The sequence below is a fragment of the Pseudoalteromonas sp. 0802 genome (genome assembly GCF_013350085.1).
Classification (GTDB): domain Bacteria; phylum Pseudomonadota; class Gammaproteobacteria; order Enterobacterales; family Alteromonadaceae; genus Pseudoalteromonas.
In genome coordinates, this window is the sequence record NZ_JABVXE010000007.1 from 110,442 (window position 1) to 136,317 (window position 25,876).

The window sequence follows — 25,876 nt, forward strand, 5'->3', positions numbered from 1 at the left end:
CGCGCGGCATTTTTATTGACAACAATCGAATAAAAAAATGAATCCCAGTTTCAAGAGGACACATAAAATGAAATTAAATAAATTAGCCATGGTCATAGCCTGCTCTTTGGCTGTTACAGGTTGTGGCAAAGAAGATGGTACTAAGCTTGACACAGCACCAGCGGTTGCCGACCCGCAAAGTGCGAAACCGACAGTAAGCAGCAGTGTTGAATACACTGAATCAGGTAGCGTAATGGTTACCAATGTAAGCGTGCACGATCCTTCTGTCGTTAAAGTTGACGACACTTATTATATTTTTGGTTCACACCTTGCTGCCGCTAAATCAACTGATCTCTTGAACTGGGAAATGATTTCTAGCCTTTCAGCTAACGCAGCCGTTAATGAAAGCCCATTATTTGATTACAACTACACAGGTGAAATTGCCGAAGGTATTGAATGGACAGACGGTTTTACAGGAAACTGGGCTGCCGATGTAATCAAAGCGCCAAATGGTAAATTTTGGTTCTACTATAACCACTGTGCACAAGATAACCCAGATACACCAGATGTTGTTGATGAAGTATGCTGGAACCGCTCTTATCTTGGTTTAGCTGAAGCTGACAATATCGAAGGTCCTTATACAAACAAAGGTATTTTCTTACGCAGCGGTTATCGCTCAGAAGCTGAATTTGCAGCTTACCCACTTGATAATGGCCAAACAACATGGAATGGTGCCGTTGATCCTAACGCCATTGACCCTGCAGCCTTCTATGATGCTGATGGCAAACTTTGGATGGTTTACGGTTCATACTCAGGCGGTATTTTCGTGCTAGCAATGGACGAAGAAACAGGTATGCCAGAAGCTGGTCAAGGCTATGGTAAAAAGCTAGTAGGCGGCGACTTCCGTGCAATGGAAGGTGCATTTGTAATGTACAGCCCAGAAAGTGAATACTACTACCTATTCTTCTCTGTTGCTGGTTTTGATCTTAATGGTGGCTACAACATTCGTGTTGCTCGCTCAAAAACACCGGATGGCCCTTATCTAGATAATGCAGGTAATGACATTGCAGCTATCGGCGGCCTGGAGGTCGGCGAAAAACTAATGGGCGGCTTTGAGTACACGCAAGAACTTGGCGAAACTGCACCAGCATGGGGCTACCAATCACCAGGTCATAACTCTGCTTACTACGATGAAGCGACAGGTCGTCATATCTTAGTAACGCATACACGTTTCCCACAAACGTCTACTGAGTTCCCAACCATTTCAGAAGCGCACCAAGTTCGCGTACATGAAATGTTTATAAACTCATTAGGTTGGCCTATGGCTTCACCGCAGCGCTATGTACCGCTTGAAGGCGACAACATGGTTGTGGCAGATGAACTTTATGGTTATTACAAATTTATCAACCATGGCAATGATGTAAATACAGATGCTATTCGCTCAATGCACATTGCTTTAAACGAAGATCACTCAGTAACCGGTGATGATCCAGGTATCTGGTACATGATTGATGACTCAAATATTAAACTTGAGTTAGATTCTGGTACTTACTTTGGCGTGGCTAAATGGCAATGGGATGATGCAACTAAAGCAATGGCTGTAACTGTATCAGCTACATCAAGCGAAGGCGCTACCATTTGGGCAAGTAAACGTGATGAAATCACAGATACGGCTAACGTGCTAGGCACTGTTCAAGAAGCACTTGATATCAAAACTGAATTATCAATTGCTGACGAAGGCTACTCATTACCAACGAAAGGTAAAGACGGTGCTGCAATTAACTGGGAAAGTAGTGATGAGTACTACATCACCAGTGAAGGCTCAGTATTCATTCCAACGCCAGATCGCGGTGATAAAGCGGTTACTTTAACGGCTAATATCTCTTTAAACGGCGAGAGCACAACCAAGACATTTAATGTAAATCTAGAAGCGCGCCCAGAGTTTAAAAATGCGATTGCACACTATGCATTTGAAGATTCACTCAGTGATGGTTTAGGTAACCTAGATGATGCGGGTGTAACAGATAACAACCTATTAAATGTGGGTGTTGGTACAGCTGCATACACAGAAGGTCAAACAGGTAAAGCATTTAACTTTGACGGTGCAACGGGCGTACGTTTACCTGATGAGTTAGTAACAGGCGATGAGTACACTATTTCGTATTGGTTTAAGCCAACAGTACTAACTAACTTTACGCCTACATTCTTCGCATCAACGTCTGATGCACGTTGGATGAGCTTGATCCCAGGTAGTACACACTTTACGTCAACACCAATGCTATGGAGCCGTTATTTAGCTGATGATGGCACTGATATGTGGAACCAAATCATTTCTGACTCTCCAGCGGTAATGGATTGGAATCATATTGCAATCACTTATGCTAATGGCACTGCAACACTTTATCGTGATGGTGTACGTGCAGGTTCGATGCCTCGCCCTGACTTCTTTAGCGAACAAACAGGTAACTTTGCGCTGGGTGTGAACTACGGTTGGGACTTACCTTTCCAAGGTCAAATTGATGAATTCATCGTTTATGACTACGCGCTAAACGGCCTAGATATTAATGGTGCGGCTATCAATAACCTGACAGATCCGACTGAATTTGAGAGCTTCATTACTGATGCGCTTGATTTAGGTGATGTATCGGCAGTACGTGAAAGCTTTGAGTTACCGCGTGTAGGTCCATTTGTATCTGGTATTAGCTGGACGTCAAACAACGAAGAGTACTTAAAACCAGTTAATGGCACAGCTGTTGTTACTCAACCTAGCGCCTCTGCTGGCGACCAAGTAGTGACATTAACTGCAACTATTAAGTACAAAGACTTTACTGATACTAAGTCATTCGATGTAACCTTAAAATCACTTGCACCTGCTGAATACAGCTTCGAAGGTGACCTAAGTGCATTAAACGGTGCGTATGCAGCGGGTAAACCAACGGGTGGCTTCATCAACAACACTGGTGGTAACGTAACTTTTGTTGACGGTATCATGGGTCAAGCAGTATTCCTTGAAGGTTCAGGTGTTCGTCTACCGGATAACTTAATCACGACCAATGATTACTCAGTATCTATGTGGTTAAAACCTGAAACCTTCACTGATTACACTACAGCGTTCTTCGCAGGTGCAAGTGCAGGCTCTTGGTTAAGTTATGTGCCATCTATGGCAGGTACAGGCCTAACTCGTTTATGGGCAAATAACGGTGCCTTCTTCGATAATGCAGAACTAGATAGCCGTATTCCAGCAAAAGAATGGACACATGTTGCATTCACTGTTGATGGTACGAACGGTGATGTGTTGAAGATGTATGTTAACGGTGAATTACAGCTAGAAACCGATGGCTTCCCGCGTGTATTCACGGTTCCTGGTGAAACAAATGAGTTTGCACTCGGTGTTAACTACTGGGATACACCTTATAACGGTGCTATCGATGAACTGAAAATTTTCAACGGTGCGATTAGCGCTGAAGAAATAAAAGCACTCTTTGATGCAGCTGCTGCACAAGAGTAACAAAGTGAGGTGAGCTGCCTCACCTCAACTATTTGTTGTCTGGAAAGGCCGGGTGAAAACCCGGCTTTTTTCTAAAGCTTTAGTACCCCTTGCCGATACATACATATCATTCACTTTCATCGCTCTCATTATGGCTATTAACTCATTAGCAAGTGCGTTAACTATCTCAAATGCAGATACAGCAGTTAGTAATACCAACTCAAAAGTAGGCTACAAACTAAGCAGTCAAGAGATGAACAAACTCTCTGGTCGTGAAGTAGAGCCTGCTCAAAAAGAAGAAGTAACTAGCGAACTCCCCGCGCATATTCGCAAAATGGTTGAGCAACTAGAAAAGCTCAAAGAACAACTCGAACTTGCCAAAGAGCAATTAGCCAAACTACAAGCGTTCAAAAACCAAGAAGACGAAGCTGTAAAAGTGCAAGTTGAAACACAGACCAAGATGGTTATGGAAATTCAAACGCAAATAATGACTCTTAGCCAATCAATTAGCGATGCGCTAAAAGAAGCAGGCATTAGCGACCCTGGAGTGCTAATGAGCGTGCTGGTGTGATAGAAGCTTTAAGTCTCAAGTTTTACTCTTGTCGCTTTCATCTCGCTAACTCCCTCTCATGCTCACTTTACTCTTGCAACTTTACCCTCGCTAACTCCCTCTCATGCTCACTTTACTCTTGCAACTTTACCCTCGCTAACTTCTCTCAAAAACCCAAAAAAGGGTCAAAAACCCAGTAACTATGCGGGCTCTGAAATATCGAGCACGCAAATACGAAACTTCCTGAGTAGTAAAAATAAGAGTTATTTAGGGTCATTGTCGTTACATTAAGCAGCTGTTGGAACGAGTTAATTTGCTCAATAAATCAACAGTATAAACTTAATAATCTAATCTACATCGCCACTTTAAGAACTCAGTTGCAAAGATCGCTCAAATAAAAGACAACACTTAAATCCCACTAAAAAGCCTTCCCTAGTACTTTTTCAGTATAGAAATTAACCAACTCATTCGTATTATGAATTCACCCTATGAACGAAGTGAGGGCGTCTTATGCGTCAAATTTTATTACTTTCTGTAAATGGATTTACGCTACAAAAACTGTTTTTACTGGCATCATTATTGGTGTGCTTTTTCACCTCAGCTGAAGAAACAAGCCCTATTTCAACAGCGAGAGCATGGTTAACCTTGGTCGATTCAGGAGAGTACCACGAGAGCTGGCAGCAAACTGATCAGGTCTTTCAAAACACCACGCCAAAAGCTCGCTGGCAAACAGCCTTAGATCAAATACGCGTTCCTTTAGGCCGAGTTATGTCTCGCACCTATTTTGGCACAGCAGAATATAACTCATTACCCGGCCTGCCAAATGGTGAGTATTTAGTGGTCAAGTTTCAAACCGAGTTTATGAATAAAGAGGCAGTAGTTGAAACGCTCAGCCTTAGCAAAGCCGCCGATGGCTGGCACCCATTAGGTTATCTTATCGATTAATTTAGAGCAGCACAAAGCGCCTTGAGCTATGTGCTGTAAAATTTATCGGCAGTCAAAATGCTTATCTGCGGGAAAATAAACCGCACAATTGATGAATAGTATTTATTGTTCGTCGCCGTAACATAAAAACACTTCAAGACGAATTCAATAAACAACAAGTAAATGGAATTGCTATGAGAAAAACGCTCTTACTAATCATTTTTTTAAGCTGCTTTTGTGCAAATGCTGAAGAGCTCGAAGTTATTCATCGCGCTAAAAGCTGGCTTACGTTAATCGACAACGGTCAGTATCAGCAAAGTTGGCAGCAAGCAGACTCATTATTTAAACAAAAAATGCCTCAAAGCCACTGGAGCAAAGCGTTAAAACAAGTTCGGGTACCGCTTGGCAAGGTGATTTTACGTAAGAATTTAAGCCTGATGAATTATGACTCTTTACCCGGAACACCTGATGGTGAATACGTGATCATTCAGTTTCAAAGCCAATTTATGAATAAAGAGCAGGCCATTGAAACAATTAGCCTCAGCAAAAGTAGTGGCCAGTGGCAACCTATCGGTTATTTTATTAATTAGGGGTTATATTTAGGTTTTAGGCTCTAGGTTCTAGGATTGCATTGTAGAAAGGCTTTAGCCGTGAAGATTATGTGATGGACAAAATTCGGCACTAAAGTACCTCCTACGTGGGGTTTTATATGCAATGCAGAGGCATGAGAAGGTTTTGATGGATTATGTTGGGTTTCGCTTCGCTCAAAACACCCTACGATCAGACAGACATATCACCCACATACCCCACCGCTCGGCTAAAAACTGACAGCTGAAGGCTGACAGCTCCTAAACAACGCGCGAAATAAATTTCACGCCTACAACAACACGTGGGGTTTTGTATGCAATGTAGGGCATGATAAGGTGTGGATGGATTATGTTGGGTTTCGCTTCGCTCAAAACAACCGCACCGCTCAGCTTGGAACTTTACTCTCGCTAACTTTACTCTCGCTAACTTTACTCTCGCTAACTTTACCCTCGCTAACTTTACCCTCGCTAACTTTACCCTCGCTAACTTTACTCTCGCTAACTTGAGCCATCAGCTATAAAAAAAGCCACTCATAAATGAAGTGGCTTTGGTTGAGTCGATTTTTTACTTATAACTTAATTTGGTTCACGCAGATGGAACACTTGGCACTTATTCCCTAAATCAGGTTGTTGTGCGAAGTTAGTGTTTTCAGCTAAACCACAGTTACTTAAGCCAAGCGCTTGTTTTGTGTAGCGGTTGATAAGCATAACACCACCACCTTCTACTGGAGCAATGCGCCACTGTGCTGTTTTCGCCGCACAAGAAGCCATCTCTACGTTGGCACCTGGTACTAAGGCGTTATCAGCTACCGCAGCACAGAACTCGCTGTCAGCGCTTTGTTTAAGGCTTACATAGCCAGTATCTGTTGGTGTGAAGAACCATTGTTGTGCATCTTTATGCGTGTAAGCTTGTTGCTCAACATTGGTACCTGCTTTAACTGTATCCGCCACGCTAAGTGCTTTACCACTTTGTTGGCTTAATACTACAACACTGCCCATAGGGCGTAATTGCCAGTCGCCACACGCTGTTGCGTCGCTTTTCTGTAAAACCGCTTGGTTTTGTGCAGCAGAACAACCTGCAACCGCTAATGGCTTGCCTGTGTAACGGTTAGTAATAGAGACATTACCATCTGTGCTTGGTGCTACTTTCCATTGCTGGCAGAAGTTATTGCGCCATGCTGCAGATTGTACCTTAGCGTTATCTGCGTCATTACAGCTTTCAAGCTCTAAGAACTTGCTGTCTTCACGGTTAGCTAAACGAACAAAACCATCTGTTGTTGCATCAATAACCCATTGACCATTGGTGCTTGCACACTGACGTTGCACAGCACGTGCATCTTGTGGATCAGCTGCGATGTCTAAACATAAGCCACTTGTTGCATTCACTAATTGATAGCGCTGACCTTGTACTCGCGTTACCAGTGGACCGTATTCACCTGATGGCGGAGCTACTTCAACGCCTGGTGTTAATGGTTTACCAAAGCTTGGCGTGCCATCGTCGTTCCAAGTAAATTTTTGCGCACGTAATGAACGAGTCGCACTACAACCGTGCTCTACCGAATCATTACCGTGATAAACTAACCAGTCTTCTGTACCGTCTGGCGATGTGAAAAAGCCGTTGTGGCCTGGGCCAAACACTTCTTCTGTACGCTCAAATACTGGCTTGTCGTATTTTTTCCAGCTACTCGCTTTAAGTGGGTCGTCACCAACAAGCTCAAGCATACCTAGTTTGTAATCAGGAGTATTACAGAAGCTTGCTGAGTACGTCATAAACGTACGACCATTGTGCTGTAAAATTTCAGCACCTTCAGTTACTTTACGACCACTGATTTCCCAATCTAGCTCAGGACGCGTGATCACCGTATGCGGTGAGTTCTCTTTCAGTGTCCACGGATCTTCCATTTCAGCAATAATGTTTAATTGCTGATCGCCTTGCCATTGTGAGTAGATCACATATAGCTTGTCTTTGTATGTTAAGTAGTTACCGTCGATGTTCCATACGTTAGGCATTAATGCGCCCTTGTATTCGTATGGGCCCATTGGGTCGTCACCAGCACTTTCTAATACATTTAAGTGTTGGTTATCTAAAGTGCCATCAGTACCGGCTGTGTACATCATGTACCAACGGTAGCCGTTTGGTCCTTTTAGGCGGTGGAACTCAAACGCCCAAAAGTTACAACAGCGCTCAGGATTTGAATCAGACCAAACATTGACTGGTGTTGCATCAGCAAGGCCAGCTAGTGTTGGTGATTTACGCATCACTAACTCAGATGTCCATGTTGTTGTGGTTAGGTAATAGTTACCATCCCAGTACTCAAGCCATGGATCGGCGCCATTAGGAAAAAGTGGGTTGGTAAAAATACCATTATCTTGGATTGGCGCTTTTTCTGTGGCTGCCACGTCAGCTTTCTTAGCTGTGTTGTCTTCAGCTGTAGTCTGACAACCAGTCAGTGCACCAAACGACAAGGCAAATACGCTGGCTAAACCAGCCTTTTGCATTGCGCTTTTAAGCTTTGTTGTTTTCACGATTGTGTTCCTTTATTTTGTACCAAATTCGTACACGATGCGTGTTGAATACACGTCACCCGGTAATAATGTTGTGCTTGGGAACGTTGGCTGATTTGGTGCATCAGGGAAATGCTGTGGCTCTAAACAAAAACCACTTCTGAAATTATGCACTAAGCCAGACGCTTGCTGAGTACTACCGTCTAAGAAGTTACCTGAATAAAACTGTACTGCAGGCTCTTCTGTGTAAACTGTTAACGTACGGCCAGAGTTTGCTTCGTAAACCGTAGCAGCTTCAATAAGTTCATTGCTTGGCGTGTCTTTAAGCACAAAGTTATGGTCATAACCTTTACCAAGTTTCAGTTGTTCGTTGCTAGCTTTGATGTCTTGGCCGATTGCTTTAGCAGTACGGAAGTCAAACGGTGTGCCTGCAACATCCATCAACTCACCCGTTGGGATCAAACCACCATCCACAGGGGTAATTGCTTTTGAGTTAATTTGCATTTGGTGATCAAGAATGTCGCCTTTACCCGCTAGGTTAAAGTAGCTGTGTTGCGTCATATTGATAATGGTAGGCTTGCTTGTTGTAGCAATAAACTGCATATCTAACGTGTTGTTGTTCGTTAGCGTGTAAGTTACTTCTGTGGTTACTTCACCCGGGTAACCTTGGTCACCATCAGGGCTCACTAAGCTTAAGGTAACACCAGCACTGTTTTGCGTAGTGAACGGTGTCATGTTCCACACTTTTTTATCGAAACCTTGCACACCACCATGTAAGTGGTTGTCACCATCGTTGGTTGCTAATTGGTATTCAGTGCCATTTAGCGTGAATTTACCGTTTGCGATACGGTTACCAAAACGACCGATGATTGCACCATAGTAAGTTGTCGCTTTTGTGTATGCTTCTAGGTTATCTAAACCCAGTACAATATTACCCATTTCGCCTTTTGCATCTGGTGTTTCAATACGCGTGATAATGCCGCCGTAGTTGATTACATCAACGCTAATACCATTGCTGTTAGTCAGCGTTACTTGATTAACCGGCGTTTGATCAGCCAGTACGCCATAGGCCGTCATTGATGCTGTAGGGGAAGTAGTCATATTGTCTCCTTGATGAGCACAAGCTGGTGTAAGGGCAATCCCACATGTCACCAACAATGCATAAAGCCCGCGCGACTTTTTCGTGTTCGAACTGGCTGTTTGATGAGTTGTTTTTAAACCTTGGAAAACACATTGCAATGACATATGAATAACCTTTTTGTAATTGTATTTATAGTTTTATAATACAAATAAGGGTGTCATTGCAACTTTAATCGCTAAAGTTGAATTTTTCCGTCTTTCACCATAATGCAATCCATTCCCGCACTTTTGGCAGCTTGATAACCAATTTGCGTGTCTTCAAACACCACGCATTGGCTTGGCTCAACACCTAACTGCTCTGCTACTTTTAAGAATGTTTCTGGGTTTGGCTTACCTTTACTTACATCACTTGCAGTCACTAACGCACCAATTTTATTTATTAAATTGGTATCAGTTAGATGATCAATTGCATGTTCGCGGTCAGCGCCTGTGCCAACGCCCATAGGCAATACACCATGGTACTTTTCAAGTACTGCGACGGTTTCGTCAATTACTAGCGGTTGGTGCTGTAAATCAACCCAAAACTGGTGTTTATCTTTTGCCACAACCAGAGGGTCGTGTTCTAAACCAAATTTTTCGTTAAGCATTTCAATTGTTTTAACGGTCGGAATGCCACCTAAGCTGTACATGTAGTCGTAATCGAATGGGTAGCCATAGGCTTCGCAAGCTTTTTGCCATGCCTGTAAGTGACTGCCCATTGAGTCAATTAAGGTGCCATCCATATCAAAAATAATGCCTTGGTAGGCGCTTAAATCGATCATATCTACTCCTAAAATGTTTCGCTTCACAATAGCATAAGCCAGCGAAGAGCGAGGCTCATCACTGGCTTAATCGACAACAAAATTTGGGGTGAACGTGCTCACACACAGCACGTTCTAGTACATAAAGTACTAATTCTTACAGGCCACGTTTTAGCATGTAGTAAGCTGCGTTATGACGAAGCTCTGTTTTGAAACCACGGATCGTCGTATCGTTATCGATGATCATAGTTTCAACGCCAGCCATTTCAGCAAAATCGATAATCATATCGGTTGTTACTGCTTGGCTGTATGCAGTGTGGTGTGCACCACCGGCGTGGATCCATGCAGCTGATGCTACAGATAGATTTGGTTTTGGTTCCCAAAGCGCTGAAGCAACAGGTAAGTGAGGTAAATCAGCTGGCGGAGCCACTGTATCTACTTCGTTGATTAGAATACGGAAACGGTTACCCATATCAATTGGTGATACGTTGATTGCAGCACCCGGTTTTGCAGTAAACAATAAACGACCTACATCACATTTCACACCGATAGTGTGCTGGTGAACTTCAAGACGTGGTTTTTGTGCTGCAATTGAAGGACACACTTCTAACATGTGCGCGCCAAGTACTTGGTCAGTCTCACCCATGTTGTAAGTGTAATCTTCCATGAATGAACAACCGCCGTCACGGCCTTCACCCATTACTTTCATGATGCGAACCATAGCAGCTGTTTTCCAGTCACCCTCACCACCGTAACCATAGCCTTTCGACATTAGGCGCTGTGTAGCAAGACCTGGAAGACCAGAAAGACCTGATAAGTCTTCAAAACAGTTTGTGAATGCTTTAAAGCCGCCTTTCTCTAAGAAACGCTCCATACCAAGCTCTAAACGTGCTTCGTTGCGTAGCATTTTCACTGCGTAATCGTCTTGTAGAGTTTCGTCAGCAATTACGTAGTCTTGCTTATAAAGCTCTAACTGTGCATCAACTTCTTCTTCAGTGATAGTATCAACCACTTTTACAAGCTCAGCGACACCAAACGCGTGTACTTCATAACCAAAAGTAATTTGCGCTGAAACTTTGTTACCTTCAGTAACTGCAACTTGACGCATGTTGTCGCCAAAACGCGCAACTTTAAGTGTTTGGCTTTCTGCCCAACCTTTTGCCGCACGACACCAGTCATCTAACTGCTGTTGTACGTCAGCACGTTGCCAGTGACCTGCAACAACTTTACGCTCTTTACGCATTACAGTACCGATGAAACCAAACTCACGGTCACCGTGTGCACTTTGGTGCGTATTCATGTAGTTCATGTTGATATCAGACCAAGGAAGGGCTGCATTGAACTGAGTATGAAGGTGTAACCAAGGCTTACGTAATTCGCTTAGGCCAGCAATCCACATTTTCGCAGGTGAGAAAGTGTGCATCCATAAAACTAAACCAACACAGTTAGGATCCGTATTTGCCGCTTGGCAAACAGCGTGAATTTCTTCAGGTGACTTAACGGTAGGCTTACATACCAAGTTTACTGGTAGATTAGCTTCGCTGTTTAAGCCCGCTACAATTGCTTCGCTGTCTTTGGCAACCGTTTCTAACACCTTAGGACCATAAAGATGTTGTGAGCCGGTAACAAACCAGACTTCTTTCGTCATCGTCGTCATGTTAATAATCCTCTAAATTCTTGCTATTTGCTCTGACCGTAATACGCGTTTTTACCGTGCTTACGTAGATAATGTTTATCCATCACTGCTTTTTTAAGTTCAGCTGCGTGTGGATCTAAAGTGCGTGTTAAATACGCCATGCGTGCAATCTCTTCGAGTAGCGCGGCATGGTATACAGACTGAGCGGCATCTTTACCCCACGTGAAAGGCGCATGACCCGCAACAATCACCATAGGTGCAGCTTTCGGATCGCGGTCTTGATACGCATCAGTAATTTGAATACCGGTTTCTAATTCATAATCGCCATTCACTTGCTCATCGGTTAACTCACGAGTACAGGTGATGTCACCGTGTACATAGTCAGCGTGAGTTGTGCCAAGACAAGGAATGCTTTGTTTTGCTTGCGCCCATGCAGTTGCATAGGTCGAATGCGTGTGTGTTACACCGCCAATTGAATCAAAGTGGCGATATAAATGAACATGTGTTTTTGTGTCAGAAGACGGACGCATAGAACCTTCAACAATGTTGTTTTCAAGGTCAACGATAACCATGTCGTCGGCTTTCATTTGGTCGTACGAAACACCACTTGGTTTAATCGCAATCACGCCTTTGTCGCGGTCGATTTGCGATACGTTACCAAAGGTATAAATTACTAAGCCACGACGTTGCAGCTCCATGTTCGCTTCATAGACTTCACGTTTTAGTTCAGTAAAACTCATGCTTTGTCTCCGTTTACATAGCTTGCAAGTGCTTGGTAGTTGGCATAAAGCTCGTCATACACAGCAACGCGCTCAGGGTTTGGTAAATACTGATGACATACAGACGACGCCATTACTTTTTGAGCATCTGCCACTGTTGCGTGCTCACCCGCAGCAACCGCAGCCATAATTGCCGCACCCAATGCACAGCTTTGCTCACTTTCTAAAACGTCGATTGGGCAGTTCCAAACATCAGCACAAGTTTGCATTACGTAGTCTGATTTTTTAGAGATACCGCCGATAACAACCACTGACTCGATTGGTACGCCTTCGCTACGGAAACGTTCAGTGATAGCACGTGCGCCAAAGGCAGTTGCTTCAACAAGTGCTTTGAAGAACTTAGGTGCATCAGTGCCCATCTTTAAGCCTGTTAATGCCATGGCAACGCTTTGGTCAGCATCTGGCGTACGACGACCATTTACCCAATCAAGCGCAGTTACATCGTTGCTTGTTACAGGCAGTGCTGCCGCTGCTTTTGATAGATCAACTAAGATTGAATCTTCTAGCTTGTTAACTAACGCTTGTTCAGCGTCAGATAGATTTGTAAGTTGGCGAGTTGGCCAAAGTACTAGGTTTTTGAACCATGCGTATAAGTCACCGAATGCAGATTGACCGGCTTCTAAGCCAATTAACCCAGGGATTACTGAGCCATCAACTTGACCACAAATACCTTTAACGCAAGTATCACCTAGTTGTTCTTTAGACGTTACTGTGATGTCACAGGTTGAAGTACCCATTACTTTGGTTAGAACACCAGGGCGAACATTGGCTGCTACTGCGCCCATGTGACAGTCAAATGCACCGTAACCAATCACGATACCTTGTGGTAAACCTAGCTTCTCGGCCCACTCAGCAGTTAAGTTGCCAGCAACTTGGTCGCTTGGCTCTGTCGTTGCATTTAACGTATCAACAACACCATCTAATAGTGGATCGATATTGCTGAAGAAACTGTTTGGTGGGAAACCGCCCCACTGCTCGTTCCACATTTGTTTGTGGCCCGTTGCACAACGACCTAGCTTTAATGCTTCAGGGTGTGTTGTGCCGCACATTAGCGCGGTCATCCAATCGCAGTGCTCAACCCATGAATAAGTAGCTGCTTTAACACTGCTATCAACGCGGAAAATATGTAATGCTTTGGCCCAGTACCACTCAGAAGAGTAGATACCGCCCATATGTGAAAGGTAGTTCACATCGTTGTTAGTTGCAGCTTCAGTGATTTCATTTGCTTCTTTAATAGACGTATGGTCTTTCCACAAAATGAACATTGCATTTGGGTTTTCTGCAAATTCTTCAGTTAATGCCAGTGGTGTACCTTGCCTATTAATTGCAACAGGTGTTGAGCCTGTCGTATCAAAGCTCATACCCACTACTTTGTCTGCAGTACCTGCTGGAACTTGTGACCAAAGACCATTAACTACTTCTACAAGGCTATCAATATAGTCTTGTGGATGCTGACGAAACTGATCTTTACTTGGGTCACAATATAAACCTTGTGCCCAGCGCGGGTAGTTTACTAAATGGCTGGCAAGTTCTTCACCAGTCGCAACATCAACGAGTAATGCTCTTACCGAGTCCGACCCGTAGTCTAATCCCAACGTATAACGAGACATAATTACCTTTCACTAATTGCTTACTAACATTGTTAGTCATTATCTTTATTTGTATGATAATATCAACAATACCAGATTGTAAAGGTATTATAAAAATATTATTAACAGGATTATTTGCTGCTGGCGGGCGATTTATTGCGCAGTTTCTCTGGTAGATTAGATTGTTTTTTCAGCACAAATAATAGGTTAAAGCCACTACATTAACTTTTGTATGATAAGAATGGGATAACTATGTCTAGTCAATTAGAACAACTTAAAGCAGTAACAACCGTTGTTGCTGACACGGGTGATTTTGAAGCAATCAACGAATATAAACCGCAAGATGCAACAACAAACCCATCACTAATCTTAAACGCGATTCAAATTGAGAAATATCGCCCACTAGCTGCCGAAGCCGTATCATGGGCAAAAGCACAAAGCAGTGACACAGCTGAAGTTGTAACAAAAGCAGCTGATAAACTAGCGGTATTAATTGGCTCTAAATTAATGGAGCAAGTGCCAGGTTTAGTTTCAACAGAAGTGGATGCGCGTTTATCATTTGATACTCAAGCAACTGTTGATAAAGCACTTGAGCTTGTTGCTTTATATAAAGAGCAAGGTATCGACACATCGCGCGTGTTAATCAAAATTGCTTCAACATGGGAAGGTATTCAAGCAGCTAAGGTACTTGAAGCGCAAGGTATCCGTTGTAACCTAACGCTGGTGTTTGCATTTGCTCAAGCACGCGCTTGTGCCGAAGTAGGTGCTTACCTAATTTCACCATTCGTTGGTCGTATTCTTGACTGGTACAAAGCACAAGATGCAAGCGCTGATTTCGACGGTGCTAACGATCCGGGCGTTAAGTCAGTAACGCATATCTACAACTACTTCAAAAAGCACGGCTACGAAACGATTGTAATGGGCGCAAGCTTCCGTAACATCGGTGAAATCCAAGAATTAGCAGGTTGTGACCGTTTAACTATCAGCCCTAAGTTACTTGCTGAACTAGCTGCAACTGACGCACCATTAACTCAAAAACTATTACCAGCAACAGAAAAAGCAGAAGCGCCAGCTGCAATGACTGAGCAAGCTTTCCGCTGGGAAATGAATGAAGATGCCATGGCTACTGAAAAGCTAAGCCAAGGTATTCGTCAGTTCGCAATTGACCAAGAAAAACTAGAGTCAATCTTAAGCGAATTAGTTTAAACCGATTGTTTAAGCAGCAAAAAGCCCGCAAACCAAAGTTTGCGGGCTTTTTTATTGCCTGCCTTTTAGTAAAAGCAGGCTTATCGTGTTGCGATTACGATAATTTTTTACCAGTCACATTATTCAGCAAGTAATGCATTTGCTTTTGCAACTAGGTTTGCCACTGTGAAACCAAAGTGCTCAAGCAATACCGCGCCTGGCGCTGACTCACCAAATGTGTCCATGCCTAGTACATCACCATCTTGGCCAACATACTTGAACCAGAAGTCACGGTGTGCAGCTTCAACAGCAATCTTAGGTGTACCCGCTGGTAGCACGCTTTGACGATATGCTTTATCTTGGCTATCAAACTGATTCGTTGATGGCATAGATACCACGCGAACTTGCTTGCCTTGTGCTTTTAGCTCAGCAGCAGCATTTACAACTAACTCTACCTCAGAACCCGTTGCAATAAGGATAAGCTCTGCAGTTTGTTCGCTATCAACAAGTACATAACCCCCTTTTGCAATGTCAGCAACTTGCTGTGCATCACGTGCCATTGCTTTGGTACCCTGACGGCTGAAGATAAGTGAACTTGGGCCTGTCTCTTTTAATAACGATTGACGCCAAGCTACTGCTGTTTCAGTTTCATCACACGGACGCCATGCAGTCATATTTGGTGTCATACGAAGGTTAGCGATTTGCTCGATTGGTTGGTGAGTAGGACCATCTTCACCTTGACCGATTGAGTCATGGGTATACACAAAAATGCTTTGCGCTTTCATTAATGCTGCCATACGTACTGCATTACGTGCGTATTCCATAAACATTAAGAAAGTTGCGCCAAATGGAATGAAGCCACCATGTAATGCAATACCATTCATGATTGCGCTCATACCAAACTCACGTACGCCATAGAATACGTAGTTACCATCAGCTGCATCTTGTAAACCTTTTGCTTCTGGCCATAAGGTTAAGTTAGAACCGGCAAGGTCAGCTGAGCCACCCATTAATTCTGGAAGCTGGTTAGCAAAGAAAGTGATCGCATTTTGTGATGCTTTACGTGTCGCAATGTTTTGCATGTCGGCTTGGCATTTAGCAATGTACTCATCAGCTAATTCGGCGAAGTTAGCTGGTAATGCTTTTTCAAGAACACGACGTGTATATTCTTTTGCAAGTTCAGGATGTGCTTTGCTATAAGCTGCAAACTTTTGCTGCCATGCACCTTCAAGCTCTTGCCCTTTCGCTTGATTATTCCACTCGTTATAAACTTCTTGTGGAACTTCAAATGCAGGGTGCGGCCAGTTTAGCTGCTCACGTACTGCTGCGATTTCGTCGTGACCCAGTGGTGCACCGTGACAGTCGTGGCTACCTGATTTGTTTGGTGAGCCAAAACCAATCACTGTTTTACAACAGATTAGTGTTGGTTGAGTAGTGTTGCTTTGTGCCGCTTCGATTGCACCCGCAATTGCATTCATATCGTGACCATCAACATCACGAATAACTTGCCAACCGTAAGATTCAAAACGTGCAGGCGTATCGTCGGTGAACCAACCTTCTACTTCACCATCGATAGAGATGCCATTGTCATCCCAAAATGCGATTAGCTTGCCTAGACCTAACGTACCTGCCAGCGAACATGCTTCGTGCGAGATACCTTCCATTAAACAGCCATCACCCATAAAGCAGTAAGTGAAGTGATCAACAATATCAAACTTTGGCTTATTGAATTGCGCTGCTAAGGTTTTTTCAGCGATTGCCATACCAACTGCGTTAGCAATACCTGAACCTAATGGGCCCGTAGTTGTTTCAACACCCGGTGTGTAACCGTATTCTGGGTGACCCGGTGTTTTAGAGTGAAGCTGACGGAATTGCTTAATATCTTCGATGCTTACGTCATAACCGCTTAGGTGTAACAATGCATATTGAAGCATTGAACCATGGCCATTTGATAACACAAAGCGGTCACGGTTAGACCAGTCTGGGTTTAATGGGTTATGGCGGTGAAAGTTTTGCCACAATACCGCTGCAATATCAGCCATACCCATAGGCGCACCTGGATGGCCTGAGTTAGCTTGTTGAACGGCATCGACAGCAAGTATGCGAATAGCATTTGCAGATTGAGAACTAGGCAGAGTCATCTTATTAGCTTCCTGTTAATATTATAATATAAATAATATCGCAAAAACTCACCCAAATAGCAACTTAATAAACCGCCATGCCAGTAATGACGTGTATTTAGGGCCATTTTGTACCGCTAAGCGCAGGTTTTAACAACATTTTATTGTTAATAATTTTTTCTAACTAAAGAAATGACGACACCACTCAAAATAACCAAACCAAATTGGTGAAATATACTTATTTATCAAGCAATTTACTTAACTAATTTAGGTTACAAAAACCAGACCTTGCTACAATTTGGTACATTATTTCATTGTTCAAGCCATTAATAACAACTTAATGTTAACAGGATTTTTCATTAAGGTTGTTTATTTGTGACTGTTCTGGGTAGTTGCTCACTTGGGCTACGAGTTTTATTTCTAATTAGTGCATTTTGCCTTTCACCAATGGCAAGCAGCACTAACTCTGCGTATTTAGCAGATGAAGGAGTAAGCCTTGGTTTAAGCTTAGGTTATGGTCAACTCGACAACCCGGTTTATAAAAAAGACGACATTCCTCTTTATGCCCTACCGCGCATTGAGGTATTTGCCGGTGACTTTTCATTTGCAAATACTCAGTTTGCTTGGACACCCGTGTGGGGCGATAACTATCAAGTGTCGTTATTCACCCAACTTAATGAAGATGGGCTGTATTTTGCTAAACACTCAGCAGCACTGACCGCGATTAGAACAACCGGCGGCCGCCCCTCAATGACACCGCCACCACCTGGTTCAGGTATCGAAACACCAGCGGTGACAAAGCGCCGCGGTGATATTACTGAAATATCAAAACGTAAACTGTCTGCCATGAGCGGTATTGAAGCTATTGTTGACTGGCAAAGCTGGCGTTTTAGCGCGTATTGGTCAATGGAGCTCACCAACTATCACAAAGGGTTACAAGGCGCATTATCTGCGCAGCGCTTGTTTTTGTTTGATCAGCATCTAGTTTTGCTCGGCGCAGAAATACAACATCTAAGTGCTGGTTTAGTGGATTACTACTATGGCAGCGCACAACAAGAGATACGAGCCGGATTTAGCCCTTTTTTAGGTCACTCTAGTCAAAAGTACAATCTAAAAGCCAGTTACCAATATCAGTTTAATCAACAATGGCAATTTATCAGCGATATAAAATACCAACGTTTATCATCGGGTATTGCCGATAGCCCCCTTATCGATGACAGCAACTTACTGTCTTTTTATGCTGGCTTTGCATGGAATTACTGATGATGTTGCGTACGAAGCTTTTTTCACTCTTATTCATTTGTAGCCTCGCGTTTGTTGGCAGTACATTCGCACAAGCCGGTTATATCGAGGCAACACCAGAAAACTGTGTAACGATAGAGCAAGACTGCGTGATGGATGTATCGATTAATTGGTATACCGAAGTCAGCGAAACGGTGTGCATTCGTGTTACTGATCAACAAATTAGGCTGTTCTGCCAAAAGCCAAATCAAGGGCAAAACTTTGCAATCACAGTGCAAAACAATCGTAACATTGTGTTAGAGCTGCTTAGCGAACAGCTAGAGCCATTAGAAAGCACTGAAATTAGTTTATTCCACCAGCATGTTAAAAAACGCCGACGTGATATCGCATGGAGTATTTTTTGATGAGCCAGCATACTATTTTATATATTGAAGATGATTTAAAACTTGCCCAGCTAGTTTCTAATTATTTAAGCAATCATGGTTATATCATTGAACACTTTGATAGTGGTTGCCATGCCTGTTACCAAGCAAGTAGTAAGAAATACGACTTAATTTTGCTCGATATCGGATTAGGCTCGGAAGATGGTTTTGAGGTATTTAAAGAGCTAAAACAATATCAAGATACGCCAATTATTTTTATGACCGCAAGGCAGAGCCAAGTCGATCATATCACTGGCCTTGAGCTAGGCGCCGATGATTACCTAACCAAACCTGTTTCCCCGTCTATTTTATTAGCGCGAATTAACAATACTATTCGCCGCAGCCAAGCTGTTAAGCCAACAAGTACTACCCATAATGCGCATAATATTCGCTTTGGCTCTTTAAGTATTAATACTATTCAGCGCGAGGCTTATTTGCATAGCCAGCCACTTGAATTGACCAGTGCAGAGTTCGAAATACTGATCCAACTAGCTCAATCAGCGGGTCAGTTGGTCAGTCGAGATCAGTTATTTGATGGCACTATAGGCCGTAAATATGATGGTCAAAGCCGCACTATAGATGGCCGCATTAGTCGCTTACGCAAAAAACTCGGTGACGAAGCGGTGCCGGCACAAAAAATCGTCACGGTTTGGGGTAAAGGATATATTTTTTCTCCACAAGCGTGGGGTTAATGCAGTTTGCTACGCCTGTTTTGCTATTTGTATTTAACCCTAGCAGTTTGTCTGGGGAGCGCCGCTTGGTTACTAGAAACCTATTTTCCAAGCCCACCGAGTTACAGTACAGAGCAGCAATTAGCAGAAAGCATCTTAAGTCTTGCCCCCAATAACCCTGATATTAAACAAACACCTCTGGCGAACTTTTACCTTGGTGAACAATTACAGGCATCACTTTTAGCAGGTCAGGTAATTAGCGTTAACGATGCCAATAACAACCTTTACTTTCATAAACTTGCCGATGATAGAGAGACCTTATTAAGCATTGGCCCCTACAGCCAGCCTGCTGATCAGGGTTATCAGTCTTTAGTAAGCCTTCTGTTTTACTCTAGCCTTGCCTTAGCTGTGGTGATTTTTACAGGCCCACTGCTGTTTGACTTAACTAAGCTACGCAAAGCCAGTAGTAAAATTTCAAATGCCGACTTTACAGCACAAGTGCACTTCACACGTTTTAGCTTGCTAAAGAGCATTGGCGATACCTTCGATAACATGGCATTAGCGCTTCATAACCGTAATCAAAGCCAACGCGAATTGATCAATGCTGTTTCTCATGACTTTTTAACGCCTATTTCACGGGCTAAATTCGCCCTCGAAGCAGTCGTTGATAACAACGCTTATCGGCACAGTGTGTTGCAAGACATTATTGAACTTGAGCTTTTAGTCGAAGAGTTTTTAACCTATGCCGAGCTTGAACAATGCGAGCCCACCTTGTTAGTGAAAGACTACTGCCCAGACGAGCTATTACAGCCCTGCATTACTAAGTTTCAAAGCTATAGCCCTTTGGCTATTCGCCTTGACTGCGAATTAACAGCCATTTGCGTTGATAAACAAAGCTTTCAACGCTTATTGCAAAACTTACTCGGCAACGCGGTTCGCTTTGCTAAAACGCAAATTCATATCAGGCTTTCACAATGCGAAAACGGCACTTTGTTAGTGATTGAAGATGATGGCCCAGGGATCCCAGAACACATGCGCGCCAGCCTCATGCAGCCATTTTCAAAAACCGCTTCGGTGCACCAAACAGGCTACCAAGGTGTTGGCCTTGGCTTATCAATCGTAAAGCAACTGTGCCTATGGAATAACGCAAAATTTAGCTTAGATAACGCACAAACCTTAAGCGGAGCAAGAGCAAGCATCTTGTTTCGATAAACAGTTTTTCGGTAAAAATGTACCAAGCTGTAACAGTGTGTGCCAATTGTTTACATTTCATTGATGTTATAGCCACAACTCAACACTATCCCTACTGATTACAACCGTTCGCCGCTAGCGCGAGCTCATAATTATAATCCTTCGAGGGAAGTTAGATCACATGTTCAATATGAAGAAAGTATCAGTGATGGTCGCATCTGCACTTTACTTAGGTGTAGGTACGTCTGCTGCTGCGCTAAATGACCAAGCATGGCCAGAACAGCCAGCAGGCTATGCGCCAAAGCAAACCGTTACCAATGAATTTGTATGGGAAGACAAGGTTAATAACACAGTTAAAAAACAAAGCCGCGTTTTCACACCAGAGAAAGATATTAGTGGTATTCAAACTTATATCGTGCAACTGGACGATGCACCAATTTCAACTTACCAAGGTGGTGTTAAAGGGCTTGCGAGCACTAAAGATGTGGTAATGCAGACGCAACAAGCAGCAACGCGCTCAACGCTTAATATGGCGCAGCCTGCTATCGCAACTTACGCTAACCACCTAGCAAGTAAGCGCCAATCAGTACTGAGTACTGCGATGAGTCAGCAAGGCTTACAGCTAAATGTTGAGCGCACATTCAATGTGACATTAAACGGTTTCACCACCCAAATGACACAAGATGAAGCGAAGCGCCTTGCTAAAGTGGCTGGTGTTAAGAAGATCACTCGCTCAAAAATCTACAGCCTAAATACGTTTAATACCATTGAGCAAACCGGTGCTTCTGCACTGTGGAGCACAAGTGCTAGCAACCCGAGCAGCAACAAAGGTGAAGGCACGGTTGTCGGTATCATCGATACGGGTATCAATACCGATCACCCATCATTCGCAGCAGTAGGCGGCGATGGCTACACTCACACCAACCCTCTAGGCGACAAGTACCTAGGTGACTGTGCAACCGCTGAATTTGCTGATCTGTGTAACGACAAGCTAATTGGTGTGTACTCATACCCTGAGATCACCGCAGCCTACGTTGATACTGTGTTTGAAGAGACTCGCCCAGAAAATGGTGAAGACTATAATAGCCATGGTTCACACGTTGCAGGTACAGCGGCAGGTAATATCCTTTACGATATTCCTTACAAACTGACAGAGTATGAAAGCCAATCATCTGGTTTAGAAACCAATGTAACTTTCCCGCAAGTATCAGGTATGGCACCTCATGCCAATATCATTTCATACCAAGTATGTTGGCCGGGTGGTTCAGGTGACCCTTATGCAGGCTGTCCAACAAGCGCAATCTTAGCTGCTGTTGAACAAGCTGCTATAGATAATGTTGACGTACTGAATGCTTCATTAGGTGGCCTTGAAGAAGACCCATGGAGCGACCCAATTGAGCAAGCGTTCATGAATGCAGCTGAAACCGGTGTATTTGTGGCGGTAGCGGCAGGTAACAGCGGCCCTGAATATTCAACGGCTGACCACTCTTCACCTTGGGTAACCACAGTTGCAGCTCATACGCCTTCAACTAAAGTCAATTTTGGTAACAAACAACTTAAAAACCTAACTGGTGGCGATACTGCAGCGCCAGGACCATTTGCTGGTGCAGGTGTAAACTTTAACGAGCTAACAGGTTTAATCGTTGCCGCAACTGATTTTGAAAATCCAAATGAAAGCTCAAGCTATGCACTTGCCAACTGTGACAAGCCATTCCCTGAAGGGACATTTGATTTAGTTGATGACCCAGCAACCGCTATCGACGAAAGTGCGCAAGATGTGATTGTCGTATGTAAACGTAGTTCTTACCCGCTGTACTCTAAATCGCTAAACGTAGAGGCAGGTGGTGCTGAAGGTTTAATTATTTATAACCATGTATCATTCTACGATCGCTACACGATTCCTTCAGTCACTTACCCTATCCCTACCATTCACATTAAAAACGTCGATGGTACGAGCTTACTTGACTGGCTAAGCACAGGCGACAGCCACATGGGTACCATTGAAGCAACCGAAGGTACTGTAGATGCTGTAGATAAAGACCGCATTGCTTACTTCTCTGGCCGTGGTCCATCATACTTTGGCTTTGACACCTTACTTGTAGACATTGCGGCTCCGGGTGTTGATATCTATGCGCCATCATCAGACGATCAACCATTTACTAGCAACCCTGCCACTTCAGACTGGCAATCTATGTCTGGTACATCAATGGCAAGCCCACACGTTGCGGGTGCGGCAGCATTGTTAAAACAATCTCATCCTGATTGGACACCAATGCAAATTCAATCAGCATTGATGTTAACTGCAAACAATCAAGTTGCTTTAGCACAGTACTTAAACAACTACACCGATGATGGTTTTGATGCTGCCCTTGCTGAAATGGGTTCGGGTAAAATGCAAGTTGAGCGTGCTGATAAAGCAGGCCTATTGCTTGATGAAACCATTGCTAACATGAATGCAGCTAACCCAAGCCTAGGTGGCCGTGAAAAAGCACTAAACACAGCTTACATGGTTGATAATGACTGTGGCTTTAAGTGTACGTTTATCAGAACCTTTACTGCGACAGAAGACGCAAGCTGGACACTTCATACAGAAAACTGGATTGGTAATAGCAAAATTAGTGTTGAGCCAAGCAACTTTGATATTAAAGCAGGTGAGACACAAAGCATTGTTGTTACGGTTGAAGCAAGCCAACAAGCAACACCACAAGAAATTGTTGATTACACAGGTAACCAAGGTCAAATCGTAATGACCTCAAGCAACCCTGAATCACCAATTTTAGAAATGCCTGTATGGACTTTCGCTGGTGATACCGGTTTACCTGAGTATATTCAAATTGATGCACACCGCCGTTCTGCAACGATGAAAGTGGGTCCATTTAATACTGATGAAATCAGCAACCTAACCACACAATCGTACGGCTTAGTAAAAGGCCAAGTTGAAACAGTGCACCTATTCAACGACACCACACCAGGCGACCCATTCGATAGCGTTGAGGTCGAAGGTGAAGGCGAAGCTGTGAACAACAACCACATTCAGTGGACGACAGTGCCAGAAGGCGCAAAAATGCTAAGCGCAAGCGTCATGAACGACACGTCACGTGTACTTGTGTTCATGGGTAAAGATAGTAACGGTGATGGCATTGCGTCTTATGAAGAAACGCTATGTATGTCAACGAGCTACACCCTAACTAACTTCTGTAATATTGTTGATCCTGAAGCGGGTGAATACTTTACGTTATACATGAGCCTACAGACTCTATCGTATGGTGAAGTTGATGAAGGTATCGAAGTATCGTTTGCAACAGCTGTGACCACAGAAGACAATGGTTCACTCACTGTAACAGGCCCAAGCAGCGTACCTGGTTATGACCAGCTTGAGCTTGACCTTGCCTATAACCTACCTGATATGGAAGTGGGCGATATCTACTTTGGTGGCTTTGATATTGGTAGCAACCCAGAAGATGCGGGTAATCTTGGTTTTGTTCCAGTGATCATCGAGCAAGTTGATAAAGACGTGACCTTTACAGCTAACAAAGACAAAGCATTTGTGGGTGATTTAGTAGACTTCGAAATCAGCGTCATTGCTAATAACGAAGATGAAGCGCGTCAGTTTGCTCTAAACACTGAGTTCCCTGTGGGCGTAGACATTGTTCCTGACAGCATTGTCGCATCTAACTCAACGCCAGTAACACCAATGTTAGATAGCAACGCTCTAGCACTAGTTGGTGTTCAAGAGACGACTAAAAATGTTGAGCGTAATTATAACATTACCACCAACATCACAGACGAAATGTGTTCATTAACATCGGCGCATTCACCAGATCCTCACTACCTAGAACTACGTGAGCTTGGCTGGCGTACACTAGAAGGTGTTGAAGGTCGTTACTACAACGAGTTTGAGTACACATTTAAAGAAATCATGAACACTAACCTTGATGTGTCATTCCCATTCTTTAACAAGTACCACTTTGACTCAATTAAACTTAACCCAGCAGGCTTAGTCACATTTGGTTCGCAAGGCCGTACAACGCCATTCCACGTTGAACTGCCTGAGGGTTACACTCAGCCGCCACCGCCGCCTTACCTAATCGCACCTTTCTGGGTTGGTGACAACATGATCCCAGAGCGTGTTGACGGTGGTTACGGTAACTATGACGCCAACGCCGGTATCACACCAACTTACACGGTATCTCGTGAGTGGTTAGTACTTGAGTGGGATAATATCCAGCGTTCAAGAACTGAAGGCCAATCTGTTGATGTTGAAATGTTCATGCGTATGGGCATTGACTATGAGCCAGGTGAATACGAGCTACTATTTGCTTATGACAACCTAAGCTTAGTTGATGCACAAGGTTCTATCGGCTTGAAAGCTGCTGATGGTCGTGGCTTTATCAGTGGTGATATTCCAATCGATTTAAACATCGGTAACAAGTACGGCTTCGACAATATGGACGAAGTACTACACGACAAACTGGTTGTGTGTCTTGACTACACAGGTCCTGAGATTTCTAAGTTTGACGTGAAATTCCAAGCGTACATTGGAGAACAAGCGGCGAATCAAACGCATCAACTATCACTTACAAATGGTTTAGTTGGCGCAGATGATGAAACCATCACCCTTGACCTAGAAGTTATCGGTAACCTAGAAATGGCAGCCTTAACTGATATGTCGGTGGCAGAGAACGAAACGATTAGTTTTGACGTGCTTTATGCTGACGAAAACCAAGTGAGCAACCAAATCGAAGTGTTAGGCGAAAACTTCACTTATGAAGTATCTGGTCACACATCAGGTAGCACTGTGACTATCACGCCAGCGGCGCACTTCCATGGTGATATTGATGTAACAGTAAAAGTTAGCGACAGCGTTAACCCAACTGATGCAGCAATGAGTTCATTTGTATTATCGGTGATGTCTGATGGTGAAGAGCTTGGCTGTACTGACAGCTCAGCAACTAACTATGATGAAAGCGCCAATACTGACGATGGTAGCTGTACTTTCCCTGAGGCAGTGATTCCAGAAGCAGAGATTGAAAAAGACAAGAAATCATCAAGCGGTTCATTCGGCTGGTTACTACTAGCAGTTGCACCACTGATGGCACTTCGTCGTAAAAAATCTCGAATTAACTAAG

At 43.6% G+C, this 25,876-nt stretch carries 18 protein-coding genes; 11 read left to right on the forward strand and 7 right to left on the reverse strand.

Going from position 1 to position 25,876, the window contains the following annotated elements; genetic code table 11:
- Window positions 1-67: 67 nt before the first annotated feature.
- From HUS61_RS13095 to HUS61_RS21915, 5 genes are all read left to right on the forward strand, one after another.
- Window positions 68-3,487: a LamG-like jellyroll fold domain-containing protein gene (locus tag HUS61_RS13095; protein ID WP_175082641.1), complete on the forward strand. Its 3,420-nt coding sequence runs from the start codon at window positions 68-70 to the stop codon at window positions 3,485-3,487.
- A gap of 52 nt (window positions 3,488-3,539) precedes the next feature.
- Window positions 3,540-4,037 (forward strand): hypothetical protein, encoded by a 498-nt coding sequence (locus HUS61_RS13100; RefSeq protein ID WP_282658473.1) that lies wholly within the window; start codon window positions 3,540-3,542, stop codon window positions 4,035-4,037.
- Window positions 4,038-4,526: 489 nt separating this feature from the next.
- The gene (locus HUS61_RS13105) at window positions 4,527-4,961 is read left to right on the forward strand and encodes a DUF4019 domain-containing protein (RefSeq protein WP_175082642.1); all 435 of its coding nucleotides are present in this window, start codon (window positions 4,527-4,529) and stop codon (window positions 4,959-4,961) included.
- Window positions 4,962-5,134: 173 nt separating this feature from the next.
- Window positions 5,135-5,530, forward strand: coding sequence for a DUF4019 domain-containing protein (locus HUS61_RS13110; protein ID WP_175082643.1), 396 nt, complete (start codon window positions 5,135-5,137; stop codon window positions 5,528-5,530).
- A 335-nt stretch (window positions 5,531-5,865) separates the two neighbouring features.
- Window positions 5,866-6,048: a pentapeptide repeat-containing protein gene (locus HUS61_RS21915; RefSeq protein WP_175082644.1), complete on the forward strand. Its 183-nt coding sequence runs from the start codon at window positions 5,866-5,868 to the stop codon at window positions 6,046-6,048.
- Between the two features lie 55 nt (window positions 6,049-6,103).
- Here the strand turns inward: HUS61_RS21915 and HUS61_RS13120 are convergent, their stop codons facing one another.
- From HUS61_RS13120 to HUS61_RS13145, 6 genes are all read right to left on the reverse strand, one after another.
- Window positions 6,104-8,053 carry a family 43 glycosylhydrolase gene (locus HUS61_RS13120; protein ID WP_282658906.1) on the reverse strand — a complete coding sequence of 650 codons (1,950 nt, stop codon included), beginning with the start codon at window positions 8,051-8,053 and terminating at the stop codon, window positions 6,104-6,106.
- Window positions 8,054-8,065: 12 nt separating this feature from the next.
- Window positions 8,066-9,133, reverse strand: coding sequence for an aldose epimerase family protein (locus HUS61_RS13125; protein ID WP_251602840.1), 1,068 nt, complete (start codon window positions 9,131-9,133; stop codon window positions 8,066-8,068).
- 215 nt (window positions 9,134-9,348) lie between these two features.
- The gene (locus tag HUS61_RS13130; protein ID WP_130167336.1) at window positions 9,349-9,933 is read right to left on the reverse strand and encodes an HAD family phosphatase; all 585 of its coding nucleotides are present in this window, start codon (window positions 9,931-9,933) and stop codon (window positions 9,349-9,351) included.
- Between the two features lie 136 nt (window positions 9,934-10,069).
- Window positions 10,070-11,569: an L-arabinose isomerase gene (araA, locus tag HUS61_RS13135; protein ID WP_055198523.1), complete on the reverse strand. Its 1,500-nt coding sequence runs from the start codon at window positions 11,567-11,569 to the stop codon at window positions 10,070-10,072.
- Window positions 11,570-11,592: 23 nt separating this feature from the next.
- The gene (locus HUS61_RS13140) at window positions 11,593-12,288 is read right to left on the reverse strand and encodes an L-ribulose-5-phosphate 4-epimerase (protein ID WP_063528078.1); all 696 of its coding nucleotides are present in this window, start codon (window positions 12,286-12,288) and stop codon (window positions 11,593-11,595) included.
- Window positions 12,285-13,937 carry a ribulokinase gene (locus HUS61_RS13145; protein ID WP_175082646.1) on the reverse strand — a complete coding sequence of 551 codons (1,653 nt, stop codon included), beginning with the start codon at window positions 13,935-13,937 and terminating at the stop codon, window positions 12,285-12,287. The genes HUS61_RS13140 and HUS61_RS13145 overlap by 4 nt, the downstream gene beginning before the upstream one ends.
- Window positions 13,938-14,168: 231 nt before the next feature.
- Between HUS61_RS13145 and tal the strand changes: the two genes are divergently transcribed.
- Window positions 14,169-15,122 carry a transaldolase gene (tal, locus tag HUS61_RS13150; RefSeq protein ID WP_054562997.1) on the forward strand — a complete coding sequence of 318 codons (954 nt, stop codon included), beginning with the start codon at window positions 14,169-14,171 and terminating at the stop codon, window positions 15,120-15,122.
- A gap of 119 nt (window positions 15,123-15,241) precedes the next feature.
- Here tal and tkt read toward each other — a convergent pair whose 3' ends face one another.
- Window positions 15,242-17,242 carry a transketolase gene (gene tkt, locus HUS61_RS13155; protein ID WP_175082647.1) on the reverse strand — a complete coding sequence of 667 codons (2,001 nt, stop codon included), beginning with the start codon at window positions 17,240-17,242 and terminating at the stop codon, window positions 15,242-15,244.
- A 354-nt stretch (window positions 17,243-17,596) separates the two neighbouring features.
- Between tkt and HUS61_RS13160 the strand changes: the two genes are divergently transcribed.
- The 5 genes from HUS61_RS13160 to HUS61_RS21810 all read left to right on the forward strand — a co-directional run bounded on the left by HUS61_RS13160 (window position 17,597) and on the right by HUS61_RS21810 (window position 25,875).
- Entirely contained in the window at window positions 17,597-18,484 is an 888-nt protein-coding gene (locus HUS61_RS13160) for a MipA/OmpV family protein (protein WP_175080593.1), read from the forward strand.
- Window positions 18,484-18,867: a DUF3019 domain-containing protein gene (locus tag HUS61_RS13165; RefSeq protein WP_165385111.1), complete on the forward strand. Its 384-nt coding sequence runs from the start codon at window positions 18,484-18,486 to the stop codon at window positions 18,865-18,867. The genes HUS61_RS13160 and HUS61_RS13165 overlap by 1 nt, the downstream gene beginning before the upstream one ends.
- Window positions 18,867-19,577, forward strand: a complete 711-nt coding sequence (locus tag HUS61_RS13170; protein ID WP_175080592.1) for a response regulator transcription factor — start codon at window positions 18,867-18,869, stop codon at window positions 19,575-19,577. The genes HUS61_RS13165 and HUS61_RS13170 overlap by 1 nt, the downstream gene beginning before the upstream one ends.
- A 6-nt stretch (window positions 19,578-19,583) precedes the next feature.
- Window positions 19,584-20,768, forward strand: coding sequence for an ATP-binding protein (locus HUS61_RS13175; protein WP_175082648.1), 1,185 nt, complete (start codon window positions 19,584-19,586; stop codon window positions 20,766-20,768).
- 160 nt (window positions 20,769-20,928) lie between these two features.
- Window positions 20,929-25,875, forward strand: coding sequence for a S8 family serine peptidase (locus HUS61_RS21810; protein WP_175082649.1), 4,947 nt, complete (start codon window positions 20,929-20,931; stop codon window positions 25,873-25,875).
- The last annotated feature ends 1 nt before the right edge of the window (window position 25,876 follow it).

Bases quoted from the DNA above. Each gene is read 5' to 3' on its own strand.
- HUS61_RS13095 (WP_175082641.1), top strand. From the start codon at position 68: ATGAAATTAAATAAATTAGCCATGGTCATAGCCTGCTCTTTGGCTGTT.
- HUS61_RS13105 (WP_175082642.1), top strand. From the start codon at position 4,527: ATGCGTCAAATTTTATTACTTTCTGTAAATGGATTTACGCTACAAAAA.
- HUS61_RS13110 (WP_175082643.1), top strand. From the start codon at position 5,135: ATGAGAAAAACGCTCTTACTAATCATTTTTTTAAGCTGCTTTTGTGCA.
- HUS61_RS13125 (WP_251602840.1), bottom strand. From the start codon at position 9,133: ATGACTACTTCCCCTACAGCATCAATGACGGCCTATGGCGTACTGGCT.
- HUS61_RS13130 (WP_130167336.1), bottom strand. From the start codon at position 9,933: ATGATCGATTTAAGCGCCTACCAAGGCATTATTTTTGATATGGATGGC.
- araA (WP_055198523.1), bottom strand. From the start codon at position 11,569: ATGACGACGATGACGAAAGAAGTCTGGTTTGTTACCGGCTCACAACAT.
- HUS61_RS13140 (WP_063528078.1), bottom strand. From the start codon at position 12,288: ATGAGTTTTACTGAACTAAAACGTGAAGTCTATGAAGCGAACATGGAG.
- HUS61_RS13145 (WP_175082646.1), bottom strand. From the start codon at position 13,937: ATGTCTCGTTATACGTTGGGATTAGACTACGGGTCGGACTCGGTAAGA.
- tal (WP_054562997.1), top strand. From the start codon at position 14,169: ATGTCTAGTCAATTAGAACAACTTAAAGCAGTAACAACCGTTGTTGCT.
- tkt (WP_175082647.1), bottom strand. From the start codon at position 17,242: ATGACTCTGCCTAGTTCTCAATCTGCAAATGCTATTCGCATACTTGCT.
- HUS61_RS13165 (WP_165385111.1), top strand. From the start codon at position 18,484: ATGATGTTGCGTACGAAGCTTTTTTCACTCTTATTCATTTGTAGCCTC.
- HUS61_RS13170 (WP_175080592.1), top strand. From the start codon at position 18,867: ATGAGCCAGCATACTATTTTATATATTGAAGATGATTTAAAACTTGCC.
- HUS61_RS21810 (WP_175082649.1), top strand. From the start codon at position 20,929: ATGTTCAATATGAAGAAAGTATCAGTGATGGTCGCATCTGCACTTTAC.